Origin of the sequence: Mesorhizobium sp. M0968 (assembly GCF_040319065.1) — a bacterium.
Classification (GTDB): Bacteria; Pseudomonadota; Alphaproteobacteria; order Rhizobiales; family Rhizobiaceae; genus Mesorhizobium.
The window spans coordinates 279,829-301,216 of sequence record NZ_JAMYNL010000007.1; the positions used below are offsets into that span (position 1 = coordinate 279,829).

Consider the following 21,388-nt stretch of genomic DNA (forward strand, 5'->3'; position numbering starts at 1 on the left):
GAGGCGCTAGATCTTGAAGATCCGGCGACGAGTTCCCTCGAGACGCTGAAGAATGGCATCCCGGCGGTCCGGCTTGGCCATGAATTCCTGGAAGCCGACCAAACCCGCCTGGGCCATGTCGGGATCGGTGTCACGGTCGTAATATTGCGACGTGCCGGCCACCGTCTTCAGGCTTTCCACAGCCACGTTGACCAGCGGGTCCTTGCTGGCCGGAAGGTCGTTGCGCGGCGGAACGTTGCCGCCGGGTTCCAGATAGGGGCCGAAATTTTCCGGCTGGTAGAAGAACGCAAGGAACTCGCGGGCACCCGCCTTGTTCTTGGCGTTGGCCGGGATGTGGACCGAATTGACCGAGAATTCTTCGTAGCGGTCGAGGGCGCCGTCAATCTTCGGGAAAGGGGCGAATGTCAGCTGCTCGAGATCCTGCTCAGGGAAAGTAGCTTTCACGAAGGCACCGAGGTTCATCATGCCGGCCTTCTTCTGGGCGAGGAAGGCGCCGGCCTCCTGCCAGCCGAACGACGTCTGATCCGGTGTGAAGAAACCCTGCTTGATCAGCTCTTCCCAGTGGTCGAAAACGGGCGTCAGCGCCGGGTCGGTGTAGGCCATCTTGCCATTCATCAAGGCAAAGTGCTTGTCGAGACCGTTGATCCGCAGGTTCATCTGGTCGAACCATCCGGCCGCCGGCCAGAGTTCCTTGGTGCCGATGCTGACGGGAATAAGGCCGGCAGCCTTGGACTTCTGGCCGTAAGCAAGGAATTCGTCCCAGGTCGCCGGCACCGTCAGTCCGTGCTCGGCAAAGACGTCCTTGCGATAGAACATGCCCCACATCGTGCCGCCAGTCGGCAGGCCATACTGCTTGCCGTCGACAGTGACGGCACCGGTCGTGGCACCCAGCACGTCCTTGTACTTTTCCTTCTCGAACAGATCCGAAATGTCGTCGAACAGGCCGCGGGTGACGAAGGCGCGCATGCGGTTTCCGGAGAACCAGAAGCAGACATCCGGCGCGCCGGCGACAAGGTAGTTGCGGATCGCGGTCTTGTGGGCCTCGTGATCCATATTGTTGATCACAACCTTGGTGCCGGACTGCTTCTCGAAGTCGGCCGCGATGCGCCGCAAGATCCGCAGGGCATCGGCATTGTTTTCGTCTGAAATGATGGTGACTTCGCTCGACTGGCTGAGTGCCGGCATCGGGAAGCCCGCGAGGGCTCCAGCAGAAATGCCCCCAGCTCCCTTCAGGAAATTGCGCCGCGTCGACGGCTTTTCAATCCACTTGAACGTCATTGTTACTCCTCCCGTGTTGTCAATTCTCTACTGGCACACCGGCCGGCGCGGTTGTTCTTCTCAACGGCACGGCTCACCTCCCGGGCAAGAGAGAATGCTTGCCCGCTCCTTCAGAGCGCGGTGACATTGCTAACCGGATTAATTTCGCTGACCCCCGGTTCGGGTGTTGAACAGTCGGGCAAACTTATGCATATGTTTTCTCGAGAGGCAATAATTAATTTACAAAATTAAGAAAGCGGATCCGTGAAGCTCAAGGGTGACCCGAGCACGACTCGGGCGATGAACCGCAGACTGATCCTCAATCTCTTGCGGCAGGAAGGAGCACGCAGCCGGGCCGACATAGCGTCAGTTACCGGCCTTAGTCCGGCAGCGGTCACCTTCGTCGTGGCCGACCTCATCGAGGATGGCCTGCTGATCGAAGGCAAGACAGTCGTGGGCTCGGCTGGGCGCCGCCCTATCCCGGTGGATATCAACTATGCCAACGGCCTTGCCATAGGTTTCAAGCTGATGGTCGGATCGGTCGAATGCGTGGTCACCGATCTTGCGACCAATCCGCTGGGCTCTCTGCGCGTCAAGCTCTCGGACAGCGATCCCGACCACATCATAGCGACCTTGGCCAAGGCGGTACCGGAGCTGATTTCCATTATCGATCGGCCCGCTGCCAAGCTTGCCGGGATCGGCATTTCAATGCCTGGCGTCATAGACAACCAGAAGGCTGTGTGTATCCGCAGCAATCGCTACAACTGGGACAACGTTCCCCTTGGCCCGATGCTGGCCGAACTGGTAGACGTCCCCGTGTGGCTTGAGGACGACACCAATGCCTATGCCATTGCCCAGCAACTCTTCGGCCTGGGACGCCAGCACCGCAATATGGCTGTGCTGGCGATCGGCGTCGGAATCGGCTGCGCGCTCGTCTTCGATGGCAAACTCTATCGCGGCGCGAACGGTGCCGCCGGCAAGTTCGGCCACACCTCATATGAGGAGAACGGCCGCCTTTGCGAGTGCGGAAAGCGCGGCTGCTTGATGGCCTATTACGCCGAGCCGGCGATCCTGCGCACCTGGCGCGAAGCCACGGGGCACAACGAAACGGATAGCAAAGTCAGCCTTATGGCAGCCTTGGCAGACCGCGAACCGCGAGCCGTCGCCATTCTCGAGGAAGCGGGACATGGCATCGGCCGGCATCTCGCCAATCTTGTCAACATCACCGACCCGGAGGTCATTGTCGTCGGTGGTGAAGCCGTGTCGTTTGGCGATGCGCTGTTTGGCCCAATGCGGCTGACGCTTGGGAAAAATACCTTTCGCGCGGCACCACCAATGCTGCTGGACTGGGAGGACAATTCCTGGGCAAGAGGGGCGGCTGCACTCGTGACGCAGAAGCTCTTTGATTTCGAAACATCTGCCGGCAACGCCGCTCCGCTTTCAAAGCCGGCCCTATGGTCGGCATAGGCGAGTGAAATAGACAGCCCTGCGCCTCAGGCCGCTCGAACGCTGCGCGCTCCACGCGCCCAGGCCGGCAGCCAATCGCCATGCGCAACCAGCAAATCATCGACCAGCGACCATATCTGGTCGAGGTCGAGCTCGGCCGCCGTGTGCGGGTCCATCATCGCCGCGTGATAGATGTGCTCGCGGTTCTCGGTCATCAGCGCCTGGACCGTCAGCTCCTGGACGTTGATATTGGTGCGGATCAGCGCGGTGAGCTGCACCGGCAGGTCGCCAATGAACGTGGGTTGAATGCCGGAGGCATCGACGAGGCATGGCACCTCGGCCGCGCAATTATACGGCAATGACGTGATGCAGCCATTGTTGCGGACGTTGCCGTAGATCACCGACGGCTCGCCGGTCCAGACCGAGTTCATGATCGAGGACGCATATTCCTTCGACTGCTCCACTTCGATCTTGTCAGCCGAGCGATAGGCTTCCGCTTGCCCCTTCCAGCGTTCGATCTGCTCGATGCAGCGCTTCGGGTATTCGTCGAGCGGGATACCGAATTTCTCGATCAGATCCTCGCGCCCGTCCTTGATGAAATAGGGCGTGTATTCCGCGAAATGTTCGGAGCTCTCGGTGACGAAGTAACCGAGGCGCTTCAGCATCTCGTAGCGCACCTTGTTCGGGCAGCGCGGATTCCATCCCGGCTTCGGCGCCCGCCCTTCGCTGTAGGCGCGCAGCAGATCCGGATAGAGATTGCGGTAGGAGCCGTCCGGATGGCGATGCTCGAACTTCAGGTAGAAGGCCATGTGATTGATGCCGGCCGAGCGGTAGCGAATCTCCTCGTAGGGAATATCGAGATCATGCGCCAGTTCCATCGCCGTACCTTGCACCGAATGGCAGAGGCCGACCTGCTTGATGTCGGGGTATTTCTCCGCGATCGCCCAGGTGTTGATCGCCATCGGGTTGACATATTGCAGCATGATCGCCTGCGGGCAGACCGCGAGCATGTCCTCGCAGATCTTCCAGAGATGCGGCACGGTTCTCAAGCCTCGCATGATGCCGCCAACACCGAGCGTATCGGCGATGGTCTGGCGCAGCCCGTATTTCTTCGGAACTTCGAAATCGGTTACCGTGCAGGGCTCGTAGCCGCCGATCTGGAAGGCGACGACGACGAAATCGGCGCCCGCCAGCGCCTTGCGCTGGTCCGAATAGGTTTCGGCTTTGGCCTTTACGCCAAGCGTCGAGATCAGCTTGCCGACGACGATTGCGCTTTCCTCGAGCCGTTGCGGATTGATGTCCATCAGCGCGATCGTCGAGCCGGATAAAGCCGGACGCTGCAATATGTCGCCGACGATGTTCCTCATGAACACCGTCGAGCCAGCTCCGATGAAAGCGACCTTGGGATTTCTTGCCACAACAACCTCCGGCATAAGCAATTAGGCTACCTCGAAAGCGGCTTTGACCAGCCGTTCGGTGTAAGCGGTCTTGGGATGGGACAGGACTTCGTCGACCGGCCCCTCTTCGACGATCTTGCCGTGCTGCATGACGATGACGCGGTGGCACAGCGCCCGCACGACCTTGAGGTCGTGCGAGATGAAGATGTAGCTCAGGCCCCGTTCGCGCTGCAGCTTGCGCAGCAATTCGATGATCTGCGCCTGGACCGAGAGATCCAGCGCCGATGTTGGCTCGTCGAGTACGATGAATTCCGGTTCGAGCGCGACGGCGCGGGCAATCGCAATACGCTGGCGCTGGCCGCCGGAAAACTCGTGCGGGAAGCGCGAGAGGATATCGCCGGGCATGCCGGCGCTGATCAGCGCCTCGCGCACCCGCTCGATCCGATCGTTCCTGGTGGCGCCCATGCGGTTGACGACCAGCCCTTCCTCGATGATCTGGCCGATCGTCATGCGCGGGTTGAGCGACGAGAACGGATCCTGGAAGACGACCTGCATGCGCGACCGCAACGGCCGCATCTGGGCGCGCGAACAGCCATGGATCGGCCGGCCATCGAAATAGATCTCGCCGCTGTCGGTGGTGTTGAGCCTGAGCAACGCCTCGCCGAAGGTGGTCTTGCCCGATCCGGATTCGCCAACGAGACCCAGCGTCTCGTGCCGTCGAAGGGTCAGGCTGAGGCTGTCGACGGCGACGAGTTCGCGCAGGTCCGGCCTCATGAACGTGCCATGCCGCAGCATGAAGGAGACGCGCACATTCCTAGCTTCAAGAATAACGTCGGCGCCTTCCGGCAACGGATTTGCCTGGCCGCGCGGCTCGGAGGCAAGCAGGTGACAGGTGTAGGGATGTTGCGGATTGGCGAACAGCTTCTCCGTCACATTGTGCTCGCGCATCTCCCCATGCTGCATGACGTAGACATAGTCGGAGAACTGCCGCACCACGGTCAGGTCATGCGTGATCAGGATCACCGCCATGCGCAGTTTCTTCTGCAGGTTTCGGATGAGATTGAGGATCTGCGCCTGAACCGTGACGTCGAGCGCCGTCGTCGGCTCATCGGCGATCAGCACATCGGGATCGTTGGCCAGCGCCATGGCGATCATCACACGCTGGCGTTGGCCGCCGGAAAGCTGGTGCGGGTATTGTTTCAGCCGCGCCTGGGGCTCAGGAATCTGTACCTGCTGCAGCAGCTCGAGCGCTCTTGCTTCGGCCTGCCTGCGGCTCATCTTGCGATGCACCCGTATCGCCTCGACGATCTGGCTTCCGATCGTGTAGATCGGGTTAAGCGAACTCATCGGCTCCTGAAAGATCATCGAGATGCGGTCGCCGCGCAGTTTGCGCCGCGCACGCTCGGAAAATTTCAGGATGTTGGCCCCGTTGTATTCGACAGTCGATTTCGGCGACACGACTGCGCGCTTCGACAACAGTCCCATGACGGTGCGCGCCGTCACCGACTTGCCCGATCCCGACTCGCCGACAATGGCGATCGTCTCGCCGCGATAGAGCTGGAAGGAGATGTCCTTGACGGCTTCGATCATGCCGTGTTCGACCTTGAAATCGACGGCGATGTTGCGGGCATCAATGACCGGGTTTTCCGAACGGCCGTCATGGTCGAGCCGGACAGGCGGTGCGAAGGATTTGACGAGCGCGTGTTGCATCATCTCATGCTCAATAAGGATCGACCGCATCGCGCAGTCCATCGCCAAGCGCGTTGAACGCGAAGACGGTGACAAGCACGAAGCCGACCGGTGAGAGGATCCAGGGATAGGTGCCGATGACCGAATACGTCGCGGTGTCTTGCAGCATCAGGCCCCAGGAGATCAGCGGCGGCTTCACCGCGAAGCCGAGAAAACCGAGGAAGGATTCGAGCAGAACCACGCTGGGGATTGCCAACGTGACCGCAACGATCACGTGGCTCATCACGTTTGGAAAAATGTGTTGCATGATGATGCGGCCATCTGTGGCGCCGACCGCCATCGCCGCACGAACGTAATCAATCCGCGCCAGTGCCAGGGTCTTGCCGCGCACTTCGCGCGACATCTGCGCCCAGCCGAGTGCCGACATGACAACGATCACGAAGGCCAGGAAGACATTCGTCGGCGCCGTCACCGGAACCAGCGAGGTCAGCGCCAGATAAAGCGGCAATTGCGGAAACGCGAGCACCAGTTCGACGAAGCGCTGGACCCAGACGTCGAATGTGCCGCCGAAATAGCCCGACACCATGCCGACCGTCGTGCCGATCACGGTGACGATGAAGACCACGGTCAATGCGATCATCAACGAGATGCGCGAACCATAGATCGCACGAGCCAGCACATCGCGACCGAATTTGTCGGTGCCAAGGAAGTGCACCGGCTGGCCGTCGGTCGAGCCGAAGAAGTGCCGGTTCGCGGGAAGCAGGCCGAGCAGTCTGTACTCCGCTCCCTTGACGAAGAAGCCGAGCAGCCGCGGATGGTCGTAGTCCGGCCCGACGACGGGTTGGAAGGTGACCGGGTCGAGGTCTTCCGAATCCGCCAGGGCATAGACGCGTGGCTGGAAGACGAAGTTGCCGTCCTTGTCATGGAAGCTCATCATCTGCGGCGGGGCGAAGCCGACATCGGTCACCTTGGGATCCATCGGTGCGAAGAAGTCGGCAAACACCGCCAGCAGCACCAGAAACGCGACCAGGATGAGCCCGGCCATGCCGGTCCAGGACCGTTTCAGGCGGCGCCAGACGAGTGCGATGTAACTCTCATTGCCGCGCGGCTTGATCTTGGCCGGTTCCTCGGCAAGTGGCGGCAGCGAGGGCTCGAAAGCAAGCATCTCAGGACCCTGCATATTGGCGCACACGCGGATCGAGCATGACGAGCAGCATGTCGGCGATGATGTTGCCGACGATCAGCGTCGCCGACAGCACCATCATGAATGTCGCCGTGACATAGACGTCGCCGACCGCCATCGAGCCAACGATCGCCGGGCCGACGGTCGGCAGGGCAAAGATGATCGCGGTCTCGATCTCGCCGGTCAGCATATAGGGCAGCACCACGCCCTGATACATGACCAGCGGATGCAGCGCATTGGGCACCGCATGGCGCATCACGACCGCACCGCCGCTAAGGCCCTTGGCGCGAGCGGTTTCGACATATTGCGCGTTCAGCGTGTCGAGCAGATTGCCGCGCATCACCCGCATGTTGTAGGCGAGCCCGCCGAAGGTGGCGATGGCGACAACCGGCCAGACATGCCGGACGAGATCGACGAACTTCGCCCAGGACCACGGCGCCCCGCCAAATTGCGGCGAAAAGAAGCTGCCGATCTCGGAAACGTTGAACTGGAAGACCAGCAGATAGACGATGATCAGCGCCATCAGGAAGCGCGGCACCGTCATGCCGAGGAAGGAAATCGCTGACAGCGTACTGTCGATCCAGCTGTACTGCCTGGTCGCCGCCCATATGCCGAAGGTGATACCGAGGACCGAGGCCAGCAGATGGCACACCAGCGCCAGCAGCAGCGTGCGCGGCAGCCGCTCGCCCACCACATCGGCCACCGGCTTGTTGTAATAGAGGCTGTAGCCGAAATCGCCGCGGGTGATGATGCCGCCGATCCAGTTGAAATACTGGACGGGCAGCGGCTTATCGAGACCGTGTTCTATCCGATAGGCCTTGGCCTGCGCGTCGGCCTCGGCGAATGAGGCCCCGCCCTGATTGATCAACTGCGAGCGGATGTAGTCGGCATAGTCGCCCGGCGGCGCCTGGATGATGGCGAAGGTGACCAGGCTCAGAATGGCGAGGACCGGGATCGCCGACGCTATGCGCGTGAGCAGGAATCGCAACATCGGTCGGTCCGCTTCCTTGTCTGGCCGGTCGCTCTCTTTGAGCGTACGGAGGTTTGCTTTGTCCGGCCGCGCCAACTGGCGCGGCCGGAGTTCTCAGTCAGGGGAGGTAAACCTAGTTCATCGGGCCCTTGTCTCCGGGCTTGCCGGGAAGCTCTTCGGGGAACAGCTCGTACTTGGCCTGCTTGTCGGCAGCGACAAAGACCCGCTCGCGGACGATCGAATCCTCGGCCCAGTTGAACATGAAGATCGGCGTGCCCTGCGGGATGTTGGAGAAGCGTTTGTTGATGATCAGCGCGCCGGGATATTCCGTCAGGCCGACATTGTAGACGTGCTCGGTCGAGATCTTCTGGAACTTTCTCATCAGGCTGGCGCGCTCGTCATTGTCCGCGGACGAGACAAACTTGTTGACGATGTCGACGAGGTCCTTCTCGAAAGGCATCATATCGACCTCGCCGTTTTCCGGCGCACGATGGTCCCAGCTGGTTCGTGGACCGACCGGGGCCAGCTGATCGGTATTCTGGACGACGGAAGTCAGCTCCTGATCGTTGCGCCGTACCAGCCAGTCGAAGCGGCCGGAGTATTGCGAGGCATCGCGCTGGGTGCCGTTGAGTCCGTTCAGCACGATCCGCAGCCCTAGCTTTTCCATCTGGGCGACGACACCTTCGGCAAGGCTCTTGTCGGTGGTGTAGTCGTTGTTGACGAGCATCACGATCTCGACATTCTTGCCGCCGGCGGTACCTGCAGGAAAATTGACGAAGCCGTCGCCATCCGTGTCCTTCAGGCCTGCCTTGGCGAGTTCCGCCTTAGCGCCTTCGAGATCGAAGGGGTAGTAGACCGTCGACTTCCGGTCGTAGAAGCTCGTGCCCGAGGATAAGCCGCCCGGATAGATGGCAGTGAACGGACCCTTGACCAGCGAGTCGCCGAGCGCCTTGCGGTTGAGCGCCATGGTGACGCCTTTGCGGAAGTCCTCGTTGCGGTTCAGCTCGCGTATCGCCTGTCCGCGCTCGTCGGGGTTGCCCCAGCCATTGGCTGAGAAATTCATGCGCAGATTATAGCCGATCAGCCGCGCGCCGAACGCAAGCCGTGCCGGTGCGTCTTTTTGCGCCGCGCGCTTCAGCGAGGCGACGAAGTTCTCTGGCTGCTCCAGATTGGAGAAGTCGCCCGCCCCCGATACCGCCTGAACGTCGCGGTCGGCCCAGGTCGACAATTTGTAGTGCAGTTCATTGAGATACGGCAGCTGGTTGCCCTTCTCGTCGACCTTCCAATAGTACGGATTGCGACGCATGACGATGATGTCGTCGGGGCGGTATGCCACCGGCACCCAGGCACCCATCACCGGCATGTTCATATATTCCGGCGGGAACGCGTTCTTGAACTGCTCGTAGGTGTTCTTCGAATATTTCGGATGCTGCGGCTTGAGGATATGCGACGGGCCCGGACAAAAGGTGCCGTAAGCCATGGCGTAAAGGTATTGTTTCGGAAAGGCGTCCTTGAACGTCCACTCGACGGTGTAGTCGTCGATTTTCTTCAACGTCGTGCCGACGCCGAAGGTCTCCTGCGTCGCGCCGTTCAGCGGCGACACATTGGGGTCGATCACCTCGTCGTCCCAGTAGAACATCACATCGTCGGCGTTGAACGGAACGCCGTCCGACCATTTGGCGCCTTCGATCAGATGCATCGTCAGCGTGTGGCCGTCCTTCGACCAGTCCCAGCTCTTGGCGAGGTTCGGCAGCGGCTCCGTGTCCTTGGCCTCGACCTGGAACAGCGGCGCGGTGCGCGTCAGGCATTCGGAAAGGCCGATGTCGATACCGCCCCAGCCTTGCGTCTGGCCGGCGCCGTAGTTCCAGCCCTCCGGCCGGCCGCCGATGACATGACGCATCGTATCACCGTAGACACCGACGCCGTCCGGCATATTGCCGGTCTTGAAGACCAGCGGCTCCTTCGGCAGCCGGTCCTTGACCGGCGGCAGCTTGCCTGCCTTGACGTATTTGTCGGTGACCCAATCGGGTTCGTGGTATTCCGGAAGTGCCTTGAACTCCAAGATGGAGTCGCGCGCGACGTATTTGATCTTTCCCTCGGCGGGAAATTGCGCGGGCACCGGCGGCACGGTCGGCTCGGATGCATACGCGTTCAGCGCCGAGGCCGAGACGCTAAGCGCCAGCCCGGCGAGAATGCCAATGTTTCGAAAATTCCTCATCGTCTCTCCTCCCTGTTGTTCAGGAGCGCGTTGACGCCGCTCCATTTCTCCTCGAACGAATGTACAGACGGGTGCGGAAAATCCTCCCGAAAGCTTGCCGCGATCCGTTCTGGCGAAATTCAGACGGCCTGCTTGAGAGCCGTTTTTTCCGCACGCAATTCCTCGATCGAACGGACGTCGCGCCTTGCCGCACCGGCCCATTCGCGGGTCTTGATCCTGGATTTCGAAAGCCGTTCCTTCGCGGCCGGCACCGCATCGGCATATTGCGGCAGCCAGCGAGCCTGGGCGACGACCATTTCGTCCACCATTTGCCAAACCTCTTCCGGCGTCGAAACCGCGCCGACCAGCGGGTCGTGCAGGACCGCGAGCTTCAGCAGGTCGATATCGCCGGAGATCGCCGCATGAACCGACATGCGCTGGACGTTGATCGAGGAAATGCAAGTGGCGGCGCAGGCCTCCGGCAGCGTGATGCCGGAGGCCATGTTGATACCGAAGCGGTCGACGAAGCCGGGCGACTCGATGATCGCGTCCTGCGGCAGGTTGGTGATGATGCCGTTGTTCTTGACGTTGAAATGGCCGCGGTAAACGCGGTTCGTCTCCAGCGCCTCGAGAATGTGGCTGGCATGCTCGTTGGAGCGTTTGGCGGGGTCTATCGGCCTGGCGGCGGATTCCAGAAATTGCGGGAACTCCGTTTCGAACCAGTTGCGTGTTTCGGTCGAATAACGAAGGTAGCCGCCGGTCTCGCCGTGAATCCAGTCGGACATGTCGATCCAGCGGGTGATTTCGTCCGGCCGCTTGCGATACCAGGGCAGGTATTCGGAAAGATGGCCGTTGCTTTCGGTCGAATAGACGCCGAAGCGCTTCAGGACATCGATGCGCAGCTTTTCCTGCTGCGAATAGACCGGATGCGCCTCGAAGGCGGCAACCAGCTCGTCCTTACCGATCTTGCGGCCGTTGAGACGCAGGTCGATGAACCAGGTCTGGTGATTGATGCCGGAGCAGACGTAGTCGAGATCGGTGCGCGACTTGGCGCCGAGCACTTCGGCGATCTGGTCGGCGCCATGCTGGACGCCGTGGCAGAGGCCGACGGTATCGACCCTGCCATATTCGATCGCCGCCCAGGTGTTCATGGCCATCGGATTGGCGTAGTTCAGGAATTTCGCCCCAGGCTCGGCGACTTCGAGGATATCCTTGCAGAAATCGAGGATCACCGGAATGTTGCGCTGGCCATAGAGGATGCCGCCGGCGCAGATCGTGTCGCCGACGCACTGGTCGATGCCATACTTCAAGGGAATGCGGATGTCGTCCGCATAGGCTTCGAGACCGCCGACGCGAACGCAGCTGATGATGTAGCGTGCGCCCTCGAGGGCAGCACGGCGGTCTGTCGTTGCCGTAACCTTGGTCGGCAGCCTGTTGAATTCGACGACCCTGTCGAGGATCGACTTGATCATCTGGAGGTTGCGCTCGCTGAGATCGGTCAATGCGAATTCGACATCCCTGAATTCAGGAACGCACAAAATGTCGGTGAAGAGCTTCTTGGTGAACCCGACGCTTCCCGCACCGATGATAGCGATCTTGAAACTCATCAGCCTCACCTCGACCTGATCGAACGCTAGGGCAAAGGCGGCGAAAAGAGGCTGGCCCGCCTGCGACGCTATGCAGGCTGGAATCCAGCACTTCCTCCCATCCGCTCTTTGACCGCGGTTTCTTTTGCTTTTCTCGAGGGATTATGCGCCTTATTCGGCACGCGACCAGAGAAGGATTATGCTTTTAGGGGTAATTTTGTGCTGCGGAACTTGATCGACATCGGGCCGGCGGGCAGGACGGTATCGCTGCCGCGCGGGCGCCAGCGCCTACACACCATGCCGACAAGCACCGGCTATGAAGTGCGCGAGAACGAGGTCTACGACTGGGATGGGCGCAAGCGCGGCCTGACGCCGTTTACCGTGCTCCAGCATACGATCAGCGGCACCGGCCGATTGCGCTACGAGAACCGGAACTACCGCCTGCAAAAGGGCGACACTTTGCTGGTTCTCGTGCCGCACAACCACCGTTACGGGCTGGCCAAGGGCGAACGCTGGGAGTTCTTCTGGATATCCATGAACGGCGAGGAGGCACTGCGCATCCACAGGTCGATCCTTGCCGCCGTCGGTCCGGTGCTGCGGCTGCAGCCCTCGACGATCGATCATCTGGCTGATTGCAGTGTGCGCCTGATCACGGGCGCGGTCTCGCCGGGAGCCGCCTCGGCCGTCGCCTATGAAGCAGCCATGGCGCTCTACGACGATGTCTTCGGCTCGCATGCCGTCACCGACGACAAGAGCGCCATGCAGCCGGTCATCGATCACATCAGGGCCAATCTCGACAGGCCGCTCCGCGTTGCCGATCTCGCTGAGATCAGCGGCCTGAGCCGCGCGCATTTCTCGCGCTGCTTCGCCGAGAGCGAGGGACTTCCGCCCGCCGAATTCGTGCTGCAGCAGCGACTGCAGCTCGCGGCGAAGTTGCTGACGAAGGCCGATTTCCTGCCGGTCAAGGAAGTCGCCATCATGTGCGGCTTCGAGGATGCCAATTATTTTTCGAAGGTCTTCCGCCGCCTCTACGGCATCAACCCGACGCAGTTCCGCACCAACGGGATGTATGCCAGCCTGGGAACCGCCCGATAGCCCGATAGATTGGCACCGCGCTTGGCATCGGATGCGGGAACGCTTTTGCTTCCCCTCGGTTTAGGACAAGAGAGCCTGCTCGCCGCTGCGGCACCCCCGCTCTGGCGGAGATCAGGCCACAGATGTCAGGGAGTGATCGATGAACAACCCCGATCCGAACAACCCGAATCCACTGCCGGACAATCCCAATCCGGAGCCGGCCCGGCCGCCTGCCCCGCCGGAGACTCCGCCGGGAGAACCTCCAGGCGTACCCCCGCCCTCGCCGGATCCAATTCCGACGCCGGACCAGGAGCCGATCGGAGTTCCTCCCGGCACGCCTTCCGAAATTCCTTCGGAACCGACCTTTCCCGGGCCGACCGCCTGAAGGGCAGTCGGGTGGAGGATGGCAAGGGTGATTTCGGCGAAGCGCTCGAAACGGGTCTTGCCATGGAACGTTTTGCGCTGGCGCTCATTCACCCTTTCATCCTGGAAACCGGCGGCGGGCCCTGCAACCAAGGGAGGTTAAAATGAAAGTTGGCAACTGCATGACAAAGGACGTCGAGATCGCCAGTCCGCAGCAAACCCTGCGCGATGCGGCTGAAATGATGGGTCGCCTCGACGCCGGCGCAATGCCGGTGGGCGAGAACGATCGGCTTGTCGGCATGGTAACCGATCGCGACATCGCAATCCGCGGCGTCGCCCAAGGCAAGACACCTGACGCCAAGGTACGGGAAGTGATGAGCACCGAGGTCAGGTATTGCTTCGAAGACGAAGACGCAGAGGATGTTCTGCGTAACATGGCTGACCTGAAAGTGCGCCGCTTGCCGGTGCTGAACCGCGACAAGCGCCTGGTCGGCATCGTTTCGCTGGGCGACCTCGCCACCAACAGCGAGACGGCGACAGCAGGTGAAGCGCTGAGCGGCATCTCGCAACCCGGCGGCGAGCATTCGCAAACGATACACTGACGGCGCACCACCGGCCGGCCTTTGCTACGACCGAACCGCCGGCTGGATAGACGCCGGCCTGCCGGCGAAACTGTTCAGAGCGAACTGGACTGCAACCCGACGAGGAGCAAGCCATGATTACGATGAAGGCCGTCCGTATCCACGATTTTGGTGGACCGGAGGTTCTTTCGCTGGACGCGGTTCCGTTGCCTCAGCCGCATGACGACGAGGTCACGCTCAAGGTCTACGCGGCAAGCGTCAATCCCGTCGACTACAAGGTTCGCGAGGGCTCTTCGGGCGCGGATCTGCCCGTCACGCTCGGCCGCGACGTATCCGGCGTGGTGGAACTGTGCGGCACGCGGGCCCATACGCTGAAGAAGGGCGATCCGCTATATGCCATGCTCGGCAACGACCGCGGCGGCAACGCCGAATATGTCGTCGTGAAGGCAACGGAGGCGGCGGCGAAGCCGCAACGCTTAAGCCACGCCGAAGCCGCCGCCGTGCCACTTGCGGGCCTTACCGCGTGGCAAGGCCTTTTCGATCACGGCGGCCTCAAATCCGGGCAGCGGGTCCTTATCCATGGCGGCGCCGGCGGCGTCGGTCATCTGGCGGTGCAGTTCGCAAAGGCCGCGGGCGCGTTTGTCGCGACGACTGTGTCCGCGCAGGATTTCGATTTCGTCCGCGCGCTTGGCGCCGACCAGGCGGTCGATTACAAGAACCAGCGCTTCGAGGAGCTTGTCGAGGACGTCGACCTCGTCTTCGACCTGGTAGCGGGTGAAACACAGGACCGCTCGTGGGACGTGCTCAAGCCCGGCGGGACGCTCGTCTCAACGCTTTCCGAACCGTCGGCGGAGAAGGCCCGCCTGCATCGGGCTCGCGGCGTTTCCTATTTGACCAAGCCGAACGCGGCGCAGCTTGCCGAGATCAGCCGCCTCATCGACGCCGGGAAGGTCAGGCCATTCGTGCAGGCAATCTATCCTCTTGAGGAAGTCGCCAGGGCCGAGGAACAGCTCGAGAAGCAGCACACGCGCGGCAAGATTGTGCTTCAGGTAGCTGCCTGAGCACTCGCCGAACAACAGGCCGCGGGCCAGTTTGCGGAGTGCTCGGACACAGGCCGTTTTCTGCTGTCCAGAAGCCCGGCGGCCGAGAGTTTGACACAGGACGGCCCGCCGGGCCTGGCCGGCTTAGGCAGGTGCCGGCTAAAGCAGCATGCGCCGGGTTTGCCGGGATGCGCAAATCAAACAAATCAAGGAGATGCAACGGATCGTGAGGCACGTCGCGACGACACCGTCGCACGGCTGCGATCAGTTAACTGCGAAGCGAAGGACATAGCGTTTACCGACAGGCGGGCCAGGTTCCTACCGGCCGCAAGCCGCAAAAACCGCTTCAAACTGTCGGAAACCGGCGATAGGTTCGAACCATGTCTCAACCCGCCAATATCTCGCGCGAAACGGCAGTCTCGCCGTGGCGCCACAACTGGTCAGGAGCGTATGATGGCAGACGAATGCAGGCACGCCGGGGACATTCGCGGCGTGACACCGAGCGCGCTCGGCTGCGAGGAATGCCTGAAGAGCGGTTCGCAGTGGGTGCATCTGCGGCTCTGCCGCACATGCGGCCATGTCGGCTGCTGCGACGACTCGCCCAACCGTCATGCCACCAAGCATTTTCGGGCAACCGGCCATCCTGTCATCGAAGGCTACGATCCGCCGGAAGGTTGGGGATGGTGCTACATCGACGAAATCTTCCTCGACCTCGGCGACCGCACCACGCCGCAAAACGGTCCGATACCGCGCTTCATTTGAGCTTTTTGCGAGCGGGCCGTTTCCGTGAAACGATGAACCGTTCTAAAGCATGTCGCGCAAAAGTGTGCAGCGGTTTTGCGATAACGACATGTTAAAACAAGAATCTAAAGCGCGTTGCATGAGGCCGATCGAACGCGACGCGCTTTAGTCCAAGGCTGCTTCGGCTTGAGCGGGCGCATCGCGTCCCTCTGGTGGTGCCGATGACCGCTCGCGCATATGCCTGACCGTCTGGAGAACACGATCGGCAAGAAATGCAAGCGCGCCCTGTGCCGTGCGCGTCCCGATGACGGATTCCAGCGTAACCGCCTGCGTTGAGAATTTGTGTTTGAACGACTCTGCGCCACAGAGGAAATCGACCATGCTCAAACCGTGATCTATCGACCACTGCACGTAATCCATCAACAGGATCACACCCGGCGACGCCCGGCCGAAATCCGGATCGAACGTCGTCACGAAGGCCATCATCACGTCGTGCTGGACGAAATTGATCGACACCGCGACCATCACGCCATTGCATTCGAGGACGAAGATATGCAGCACGCCGGCGCGCGCCAACGCACCGACGAGCGCGGCGAGTACCGGGACGCCCTCTTCGAACAGGTCTGACTCACGCATGCGCTCGGTCAGCCATTTCCGCTTCAAGGCCGCGAGGCGCTCCAGTACCGGTTGCAGCGGCTCGTCGGGGGCAAGCAGGCGAAATCTCACCTGTCCGGTTTCTTCCAGCGCTTTGATGCCGCGCCGATAGTTCTGGCGCGTCTTTTTCGACTGGCCCGCGAACCATGCCGCTCCGCTTTCCCATTGTCCGGCAACGCGATAGCTGACTTCCGTCCGGTGAAACGGACGAAGCCTGATGCCGCCGGAAGCTCCTGGCGTGAAAATTTTGCGGGCCGCCGCATCCGGTGAGAGACGATTGATCAAGGCAAGGTCGAAGCCGCCGGCATCGCAGAGTTGGGTCCATAGCTCCTGCAGCGCCGATAACGAGCATTCCGGAGCAACGAGAATATCCCCATAGTCGGTATAGCTGCCGGCCGCCCATTCGAGAAACCGCAGCCCCCTGCGCCTGCCGATCGCCAGCGGAACGACAGCAACGAGTCTCTCGCCCTTCCAGACCAGGCCGATCCGCAACGCGCGCTGGTCACGGCGTTGTACGGTACTCCACCATGCCGAAATCCAGGCATGGCTTTGAAAGATCAGCCCGTCGGTACGATGCCAAAGCTCCATCCAAGCGGCTTCGACCGCAGCCAGGCGATCCGCCGAACGGACGATTTCCAGGCGCTCCGCGCCTAGGACGTCGATGGAAACAGCGGTGTTCATGAAGGAGAACTGTCCTGTGGCTGCGCGACCACATTGGGCCGTCTGTGAAACAGTCGCATGACATGCCTTGCCATCTTCTTGAGCGGCAGGATGTAGAGCCCAAAGAGCGACTGGTAATCGCGCACATCGCGATCGACCAGGCCAAATTTCAGGTCTTCATCGGGCTCCGGGACAAATTGCGTTCCGAACAGACGATCCCAGAACGAAAAAAGCAGGCCGAAATTCTTGTCATAATGACGAGGGTCGATGCTGTGATGCACCTGGTGCCAGTGCGGACACAGGATGATGTTGTTCAACGAGCCGAACGATATCTTGAGATGCGTATGGCGAACAAAGTCCATCATCAGGATGTTGCGGATGACGTAGACGTTGATGCCGAAGATAGCGACCTCTACCGGATCGAGTGCGATCAGGCTCCAGACACCGAAGCAGATGCCCGGGATGACGCCATCCCACATACGGTTGATCAGATCGTCCAGCGGATGAACCCGGTCCTTGGTGATCCCCACCATCACTTCGGCCGAATGATGTACCTTGTGCAATTCCCACAGGAACGGGAAACGGTGCTGGGCGACGTGGTAGAGGTAGTATGAAATATCATAGGCGACCAGCATGGTTGCGGTGAAGATGACGATCGTCACCGGTCCCGCCGGGCCGCCGAGAAGCGGCGCGTGGATGTTAAGGAGCCAGCCAATTGCCTCGCGTGTGCCATAGCCCACCGCGACGACGAAGGTGACGCCGGCAGGAATAAGCAGGAAAGGCATCATCGCCCGTTTCGTGATCCAGAACAGGGCGTCGGCTCGCGCCGACGGGTGCAGGATGACTTCCTGTGGGAAGGCGAAGTCGAAAAAGTCCCTGAGGGACTTATGTTCGGCAGTTCGCCAGTAGGCGATCACCGCGCTGCCCAGTGCGGTGAGGAGAAGCAGGCCGAGCGTGGTCAGATTGACGTTCGAAAGCTTTTCCACAATCGCTCTGGCAAATTCGGAAAACATTGATGCAGCGGCTCCTGGTCGTAAGAAGGCAGTCTGGGGTCGTAACAAGGCGATCTGGCGAATAGCAAAGCACAAAATTCCCGCCAAACTCGCTACGCCGCCTGCAACCAGTGGCTGTTGCGGGGCGCAGCGGGCAAAGCAGGCTGGATGGTGCGAGACTAGCAGATCAACGGTAACGAAACCGCTAAATGTCCAAACGTAATTAATGTCGAATACGGCTGGAACTCGCCCGGCAACTCTACGTTGGCACCGGTTTTTGCTGTTGCGGCGGGTGAATTGGGGCAAGATGGATATCGATCCCGGCTTCGCCCACTTCACCGTGCCAGGCGATGCGTTCGGCTTGCTGCCTGGTGCCAAAACGCAGTGAAACCCAACCGCCTTGGCCCGGCATGTCACCGCCGGCGCCGATATCGAGCGCAGCATCAGGAAAGCGGATGGCCAACAGCACCTCGTCGCCGCGTAATACCGTGACCGTATCTTCGTGCCGCTCGGCATGGAGGCCGGCGGCCAGTTGGAAGACGATCTCGGACTGGCACCTGCCGCCGAGCAGTTGGTCGGTGATGAGGATGCCATCGGCCTGGCGCGCCAAAGTGCGCTGATGCACGACGCCGAAGCGGCTTCTATAGCCGTCATGCCGGGCGCTCAGCCTCCAGTGCGGTCCCGGCTCGCTCTCCACCAGCGCTGCGACTGCCTTGTGCGACCAGTTGAAATTTCCAGCGATGGTGCTTTGGCTCTTGCCCTCGATGTTCAGCGTGTTGTGCGCCGGTGTGGAGCGGAACCAGTCGCGCCATGCGCCTCCCGAACCGTAGAGCCAGGTGCCAGGATCGACCAGCACCGGCTCATCGTCGATGCACAGGGTGAGCGACAGCGCGTCGGCATGGCCGTGCGCCGCTATCGAGAGATAGCCGAGCGGTCCATGGTCGAACGTCAGTTCGACATTGCGGCCATTCATTGCTCCGCGCCAGACGGAGAGCCCGCCTTGCGTGAATGTCTGCAAGCCATGCACCGCGGGCGCCGGGCCTGACGGCGCACCAAAGAAAAGCGAACGAAAATCGTCAGGCTCCGGCGCGTTGCCCGGCGTCCCCAGTAAGCCGTGGATGGCGGCCGCGACGGATCGGATATAGTTCGGCTCGTCGCCCAGCTTCAGCACATGGCCCTCATCGTCGTCGCCGAAGCGGGCGGCTTTCTGTGGCAGCCAGCCGACGAAATTGGCGAAGGCGCCCAGACGCGCTTCGGCGGCCGAGGGAAACGGCGTTCCCGCCTGGCGCGCCGCGGCGGCGCACAGCAAGATGAGTTCGGCGCTGAAGGCTGCATAGGTCGGCGTTTGCTCGGCACCGGCGCCGTCGGCAAGAATCTGCTTGTGCGTCTCATTTAAGAGGGCGCTGCGGGCAATTTCGGATTCGGCCCCGAGCGCCAGGCCAACCAGATATTCGCCAGCCAACTCTGCGACGAGATGGTTGTTGGCGGAGGAATATCGCGACGGAAACCGCGGCAGCCAATAGGCGCTTGCCGCGAGTATCTCACCGGCTTTCCGCAGCGTCGCCGGGTCAAGCCGGTCACCGATAAGGTCCAGGGTGACGATCAGGCTGATGGCTCGCAGCGCTACTTCGATGCCGGAAGCCCAGCCAATGCCTCGGTACGGCGGATTGGCGGAATGCCAACTGCCGATTGCCGCCTCAATGGCACTCCGGGATCGATTGTCCTCGCTGAGGAGCAGGTGTGCAGCCAGTACTGGCAATTGCTGCAGCCGGTTGATCTCCCAGACATATTTTATATCGCCAAGGTCGCCGCCATCGCGAAAATCGATATCGAAAGTATGAGCCTCGGCGCCAGGCCAAAGCCTGCCGGTTACCGGATCAAGACGCCAAAGCTCAGCAGGAAACAAACGATCGGGCTCACGCTTTGGCCATGTCCGCCCGAGTGCCGAAAACCGGCCATGAAGCATCTCTTGCGCGGCCGCCGCTATGGCCTGCCGTTGAGCGTCGGTCGCCGCCAGCGCAGCATGGCGAAATCCGGGCAGCACTGGGTGCAACTGCGGCGATGGATAGCGCTCCCACCCATCATCGCGGCGGCGCGACGCGATCCTTCGACGTTGCTCGCCCAGCCGGTGCAACACCTCGGCCGGTCCCATGCTGCGCAATCGGTTGATGTACCAGCCGATTCTCATGCACGCCCCGTCAACGTTTCGGTCCTTGTATACCATGCCGTCGAAAAGTGCGGGCCGGCAATCTTCTTTCCCGTTCGTTGCGGTTAATATCTCCCGCGAGCATGCGGAGGGAGCGATGCGAAAAGCGGTGTATTTTGTTGCCTGGGTGCTCGCCTTGCTTGTGGCGGCCGAGGCAGAGCCCATCCCTCTCAAGCGCGGCGTTGGCGTGCATCAGTGGCTCAACTGGTCGCCGGTGGCGAAAGACGGAACCTACGTTTGGCCGCCCTATCGCAGCGAAAAGGAGTGGCTTGCGGAAAGCAGGCCGCTCACCGACTGGCCGGCCGGGGAGGTGTTTGCCCACATCCGATCGATGGGCTTCGACTTCGTCCGGCTGAGCATCGATCCCGGCCCGCTGCTTGCCAGCGGGGACGCCAGGCGGCAGCAGGCGCTGGACATGCTTGCCGCCGCCGTCGAGCGGATCACGTCGACCGGCCTCAAGGTGGTTTTCGACCTGCATGGCGTCACTCAGGTTCCCGACTACAGCATGGAGATGATCTATGGCGGCGCCGACAGCGAGGGCGTTGCCCGCTATCGTCAAATGGTTGTGGCGGTCGCCGCCATGCTGGTCAAGATAGGCACCGACAAAGTCGCCCTCGAACCTTACAACGAGCCCGCATACTACCCTTGCGATGCGAGCGGCAGCGATCACTGGCAGCGGATCATGGCAGGGACCGTCCACGACATTCGAGCGGTCAACAGCGAACTTACCATCGTTGCAACCGGCGCCTGCGGCGGCAGCATTGCCGGATTGGTCAACCTCAGCCCCGGCTTTGATGACCCAAACCTCTATTACAGCTTCCATATGTATGAGCCGCACAGCTTCACCCACCAGCGGCCCGATGACACGATCAGCTTTGCTTCGGGACTTCCCTGGCCGGCCGACAGCAGTACACCCGAAGTGGTGACCGAAACCCTTAGAGCGCGGATGGACGCTGCCGGCTTGAGCAGGGTCGAGCAGGTCATGAACATGGCCACCGCGCGCCAAGCAATCGCGAACTATTTCGAGCAGAATTGGGGCCACAGCCAACTGGAGGCGAGCTTTCGCCAGGCTGTCGACTGGGCTGAAGGCCATGGCATTCCCAGCCGGCGGCTCTTCATGGGCGAATTCGGCGCTATCCTCATGTCCGCGGACGGCCGCATGGGCGCCTTTGAGGCCGACCGTTCGCGCTATCTCAAGGCAGTGCGCCAAGAGGCCGAACGCTTCGCGATCCCATGGTCTGCCTGGGAGTTCTCCAATCCCTATGGGATGAGCCTCATCCCGCCCGATGGTCCCCCAGTTCCCGACCCGGAGATGCTGCAGGCATTGGGCCTGCCATAGGTGCCATCACTCG

Annotated in this window: 17 protein-coding genes; 7 read left to right on the plus strand and 10 right to left on the minus strand. The window is 61.4% G+C overall.

All coding sequences use genetic code 11. The features are described from left to right. Positions 1-6: 6 nt before the first annotated feature. Positions 7-1,278: an ABC transporter substrate-binding protein gene (locus tag NKH67_RS15860; RefSeq protein ID WP_352501347.1), complete on the minus strand. Its 1,272-nt coding sequence runs from the start codon at positions 1,276-1,278 to the stop codon at positions 7-9. A gap of 243 nt (positions 1,279-1,521) precedes the next feature. Here NKH67_RS15860 and NKH67_RS15865 point away from each other — a divergent pair, with 243 nt between their 5' ends. After that, a complete protein-coding gene (locus tag NKH67_RS15865; RefSeq protein WP_352501348.1) occupies positions 1,522-2,724 on the plus strand; it encodes an ROK family transcriptional regulator in 1,203 nt (400 codons plus the stop codon). Between the two features lie 26 nt (positions 2,725-2,750). Here the strand turns inward: NKH67_RS15865 and NKH67_RS15870 are convergent, their stop codons facing one another. The 6 genes from NKH67_RS15870 to NKH67_RS15895 all read right to left on the minus strand — a co-directional run bounded on the left by NKH67_RS15870 (position 2,751) and on the right by NKH67_RS15895 (position 11,746). Next, complete coding sequence (locus NKH67_RS15870; protein ID WP_352501349.1) at positions 2,751-4,121, minus strand: alpha-glucosidase/alpha-galactosidase; 1,371 nt, start codon at positions 4,119-4,121, stop codon at positions 2,751-2,753. 21 nt (positions 4,122-4,142) lie between these two features. Further along, the gene (locus tag NKH67_RS15875) at positions 4,143-5,810 is read right to left on the minus strand and encodes an ABC transporter ATP-binding protein (protein ID WP_352501439.1); all 1,668 of its coding nucleotides are present in this window, start codon (positions 5,808-5,810) and stop codon (positions 4,143-4,145) included. A 10-nt stretch (positions 5,811-5,820) separates the two neighbouring features. Further along, a complete protein-coding gene (locus NKH67_RS15880; RefSeq protein WP_352467677.1) occupies positions 5,821-6,954 on the minus strand; it encodes an ABC transporter permease in 1,134 nt (377 codons plus the stop codon). A gap of 1 nt (position 6,955) precedes the next feature. Further along, complete coding sequence (locus NKH67_RS15885) at positions 6,956-7,963, minus strand: ABC transporter permease (RefSeq protein WP_352452370.1); 1,008 nt, start codon at positions 7,961-7,963, stop codon at positions 6,956-6,958. 112 nt (positions 7,964-8,075) lie between these two features. Next, positions 8,076-10,160, minus strand: coding sequence for an ABC transporter substrate-binding protein (locus NKH67_RS15890; RefSeq protein WP_352501350.1), 2,085 nt, complete (start codon positions 10,158-10,160; stop codon positions 8,076-8,078). Between the two features lie 119 nt (positions 10,161-10,279). Then, complete coding sequence (locus NKH67_RS15895; RefSeq protein ID WP_352472519.1) at positions 10,280-11,746, minus strand: alpha-glucosidase/alpha-galactosidase; 1,467 nt, start codon at positions 11,744-11,746, stop codon at positions 10,280-10,282. A 198-nt stretch (positions 11,747-11,944) separates the two neighbouring features. On the opposite strand from NKH67_RS15895, the gene NKH67_RS15900 reads away from it, so the two are divergent. From NKH67_RS15900 to NKH67_RS15920, 5 genes are all read left to right on the plus strand, one after another. Beyond that, a complete protein-coding gene (locus NKH67_RS15900; protein ID WP_502893755.1) occupies positions 11,945-12,820 on the plus strand; it encodes an AraC family ligand binding domain-containing protein in 876 nt (291 codons plus the stop codon). 375 nt (positions 12,821-13,195) lie between these two features. Beyond that, on the plus strand, positions 13,196-13,330 hold the full coding sequence (locus NKH67_RS15905; protein ID WP_352501351.1) for a hypothetical protein: 135 nt from the start codon (positions 13,196-13,198) through the stop codon (positions 13,328-13,330). Further along, a complete protein-coding gene (locus NKH67_RS15910) occupies positions 13,327-13,764 on the plus strand; it encodes a CBS domain-containing protein (protein WP_352472517.1) in 438 nt (145 codons plus the stop codon). Before NKH67_RS15905 ends, NKH67_RS15910 begins: the two co-directional genes overlap by 4 nt. 113 nt (positions 13,765-13,877) lie before the next feature. Further along, positions 13,878-14,804, plus strand: coding sequence for an NADP-dependent oxidoreductase (locus NKH67_RS15915; protein ID WP_352449638.1), 927 nt, complete (start codon positions 13,878-13,880; stop codon positions 14,802-14,804). Positions 14,805-15,233: 429 nt separating this feature from the next. After that, positions 15,234-15,545, plus strand: a complete 312-nt coding sequence (locus NKH67_RS15920; RefSeq protein ID WP_352501352.1) for a UBP-type zinc finger domain-containing protein — start codon at positions 15,234-15,236, stop codon at positions 15,543-15,545. 144 nt (positions 15,546-15,689) lie between these two features. Here the strand turns inward: NKH67_RS15920 and NKH67_RS15925 are convergent, their stop codons facing one another. From NKH67_RS15925 to NKH67_RS15935, 3 genes are all read right to left on the minus strand, one after another. Then, positions 15,690-16,859: a GNAT family N-acetyltransferase gene (locus NKH67_RS15925; RefSeq protein WP_352501353.1), complete on the minus strand. Its 1,170-nt coding sequence runs from the start codon at positions 16,857-16,859 to the stop codon at positions 15,690-15,692. Beyond that, positions 16,856-17,851 (minus strand): sterol desaturase family protein, encoded by a 996-nt coding sequence (locus NKH67_RS15930; protein WP_352449641.1) that lies wholly within the window; start codon positions 17,849-17,851, stop codon positions 16,856-16,858. The genes NKH67_RS15925 and NKH67_RS15930 overlap by 4 nt, the downstream gene beginning before the upstream one ends. 238 nt (positions 17,852-18,089) lie before the next feature. Next, positions 18,090-20,018, minus strand: coding sequence for a heparinase II/III family protein (locus tag NKH67_RS15935; RefSeq protein ID WP_352501354.1), 1,929 nt, complete (start codon positions 20,016-20,018; stop codon positions 18,090-18,092). A gap of 115 nt (positions 20,019-20,133) precedes the next feature. On the opposite strand from NKH67_RS15935, the gene NKH67_RS15940 reads away from it, so the two are divergent. After that, positions 20,134-21,375: a glycoside hydrolase family 5 protein gene (locus tag NKH67_RS15940; protein ID WP_353031262.1), complete on the plus strand. Its 1,242-nt coding sequence runs from the start codon at positions 20,134-20,136 to the stop codon at positions 21,373-21,375. Positions 21,376-21,388 lie beyond the last annotated feature (13 nt).

Coding starts and splice junctions, on each gene's coding strand:
- NKH67_RS15860 (WP_352501347.1), bottom strand. CDS start 1,278: ATGACGTTCAAGTGGATTGAAAAGCCGTCGACGCGGCGCAATTTCCTG.
- NKH67_RS15875 (WP_352501439.1), bottom strand. CDS start 5,810: ATGCAACACGCGCTCGTCAAATCCTTCGCACCGCCTGTCCGGCTCGAC.
- NKH67_RS15880 (WP_352467677.1), bottom strand. CDS start 6,954: ATGCTTGCTTTCGAGCCCTCGCTGCCGCCACTTGCCGAGGAACCGGCC.
- NKH67_RS15885 (WP_352452370.1), bottom strand. CDS start 7,963: ATGTTGCGATTCCTGCTCACGCGCATAGCGTCGGCGATCCCGGTCCTC.
- NKH67_RS15890 (WP_352501350.1), bottom strand. CDS start 10,160: ATGAGGAATTTTCGAAACATTGGCATTCTCGCCGGGCTGGCGCTTAGC.
- NKH67_RS15895 (WP_352472519.1), bottom strand. CDS start 11,746: ATGAGTTTCAAGATCGCTATCATCGGTGCGGGAAGCGTCGGGTTCACC.
- NKH67_RS15910 (WP_352472517.1), top strand. CDS start 13,327: ATGAAAGTTGGCAACTGCATGACAAAGGACGTCGAGATCGCCAGTCCG.
- NKH67_RS15915 (WP_352449638.1), top strand. CDS start 13,878: ATGATTACGATGAAGGCCGTCCGTATCCACGATTTTGGTGGACCGGAG.
- NKH67_RS15920 (WP_352501352.1), top strand. CDS start 15,234: ATGATGGCAGACGAATGCAGGCACGCCGGGGACATTCGCGGCGTGACA.
- NKH67_RS15925 (WP_352501353.1), bottom strand. CDS start 16,859: ATGAACACCGCTGTTTCCATCGACGTCCTAGGCGCGGAGCGCCTGGAA.
- NKH67_RS15930 (WP_352449641.1), bottom strand. CDS start 17,851: ATGTTTTCCGAATTTGCCAGAGCGATTGTGGAAAAGCTTTCGAACGTC.
- NKH67_RS15935 (WP_352501354.1), bottom strand. CDS start 20,018: ATGAGAATCGGCTGGTACATCAACCGATTGCGCAGCATGGGACCGGCC.
- NKH67_RS15940 (WP_353031262.1), top strand. CDS start 20,134: ATGCGAAAAGCGGTGTATTTTGTTGCCTGGGTGCTCGCCTTGCTTGTG.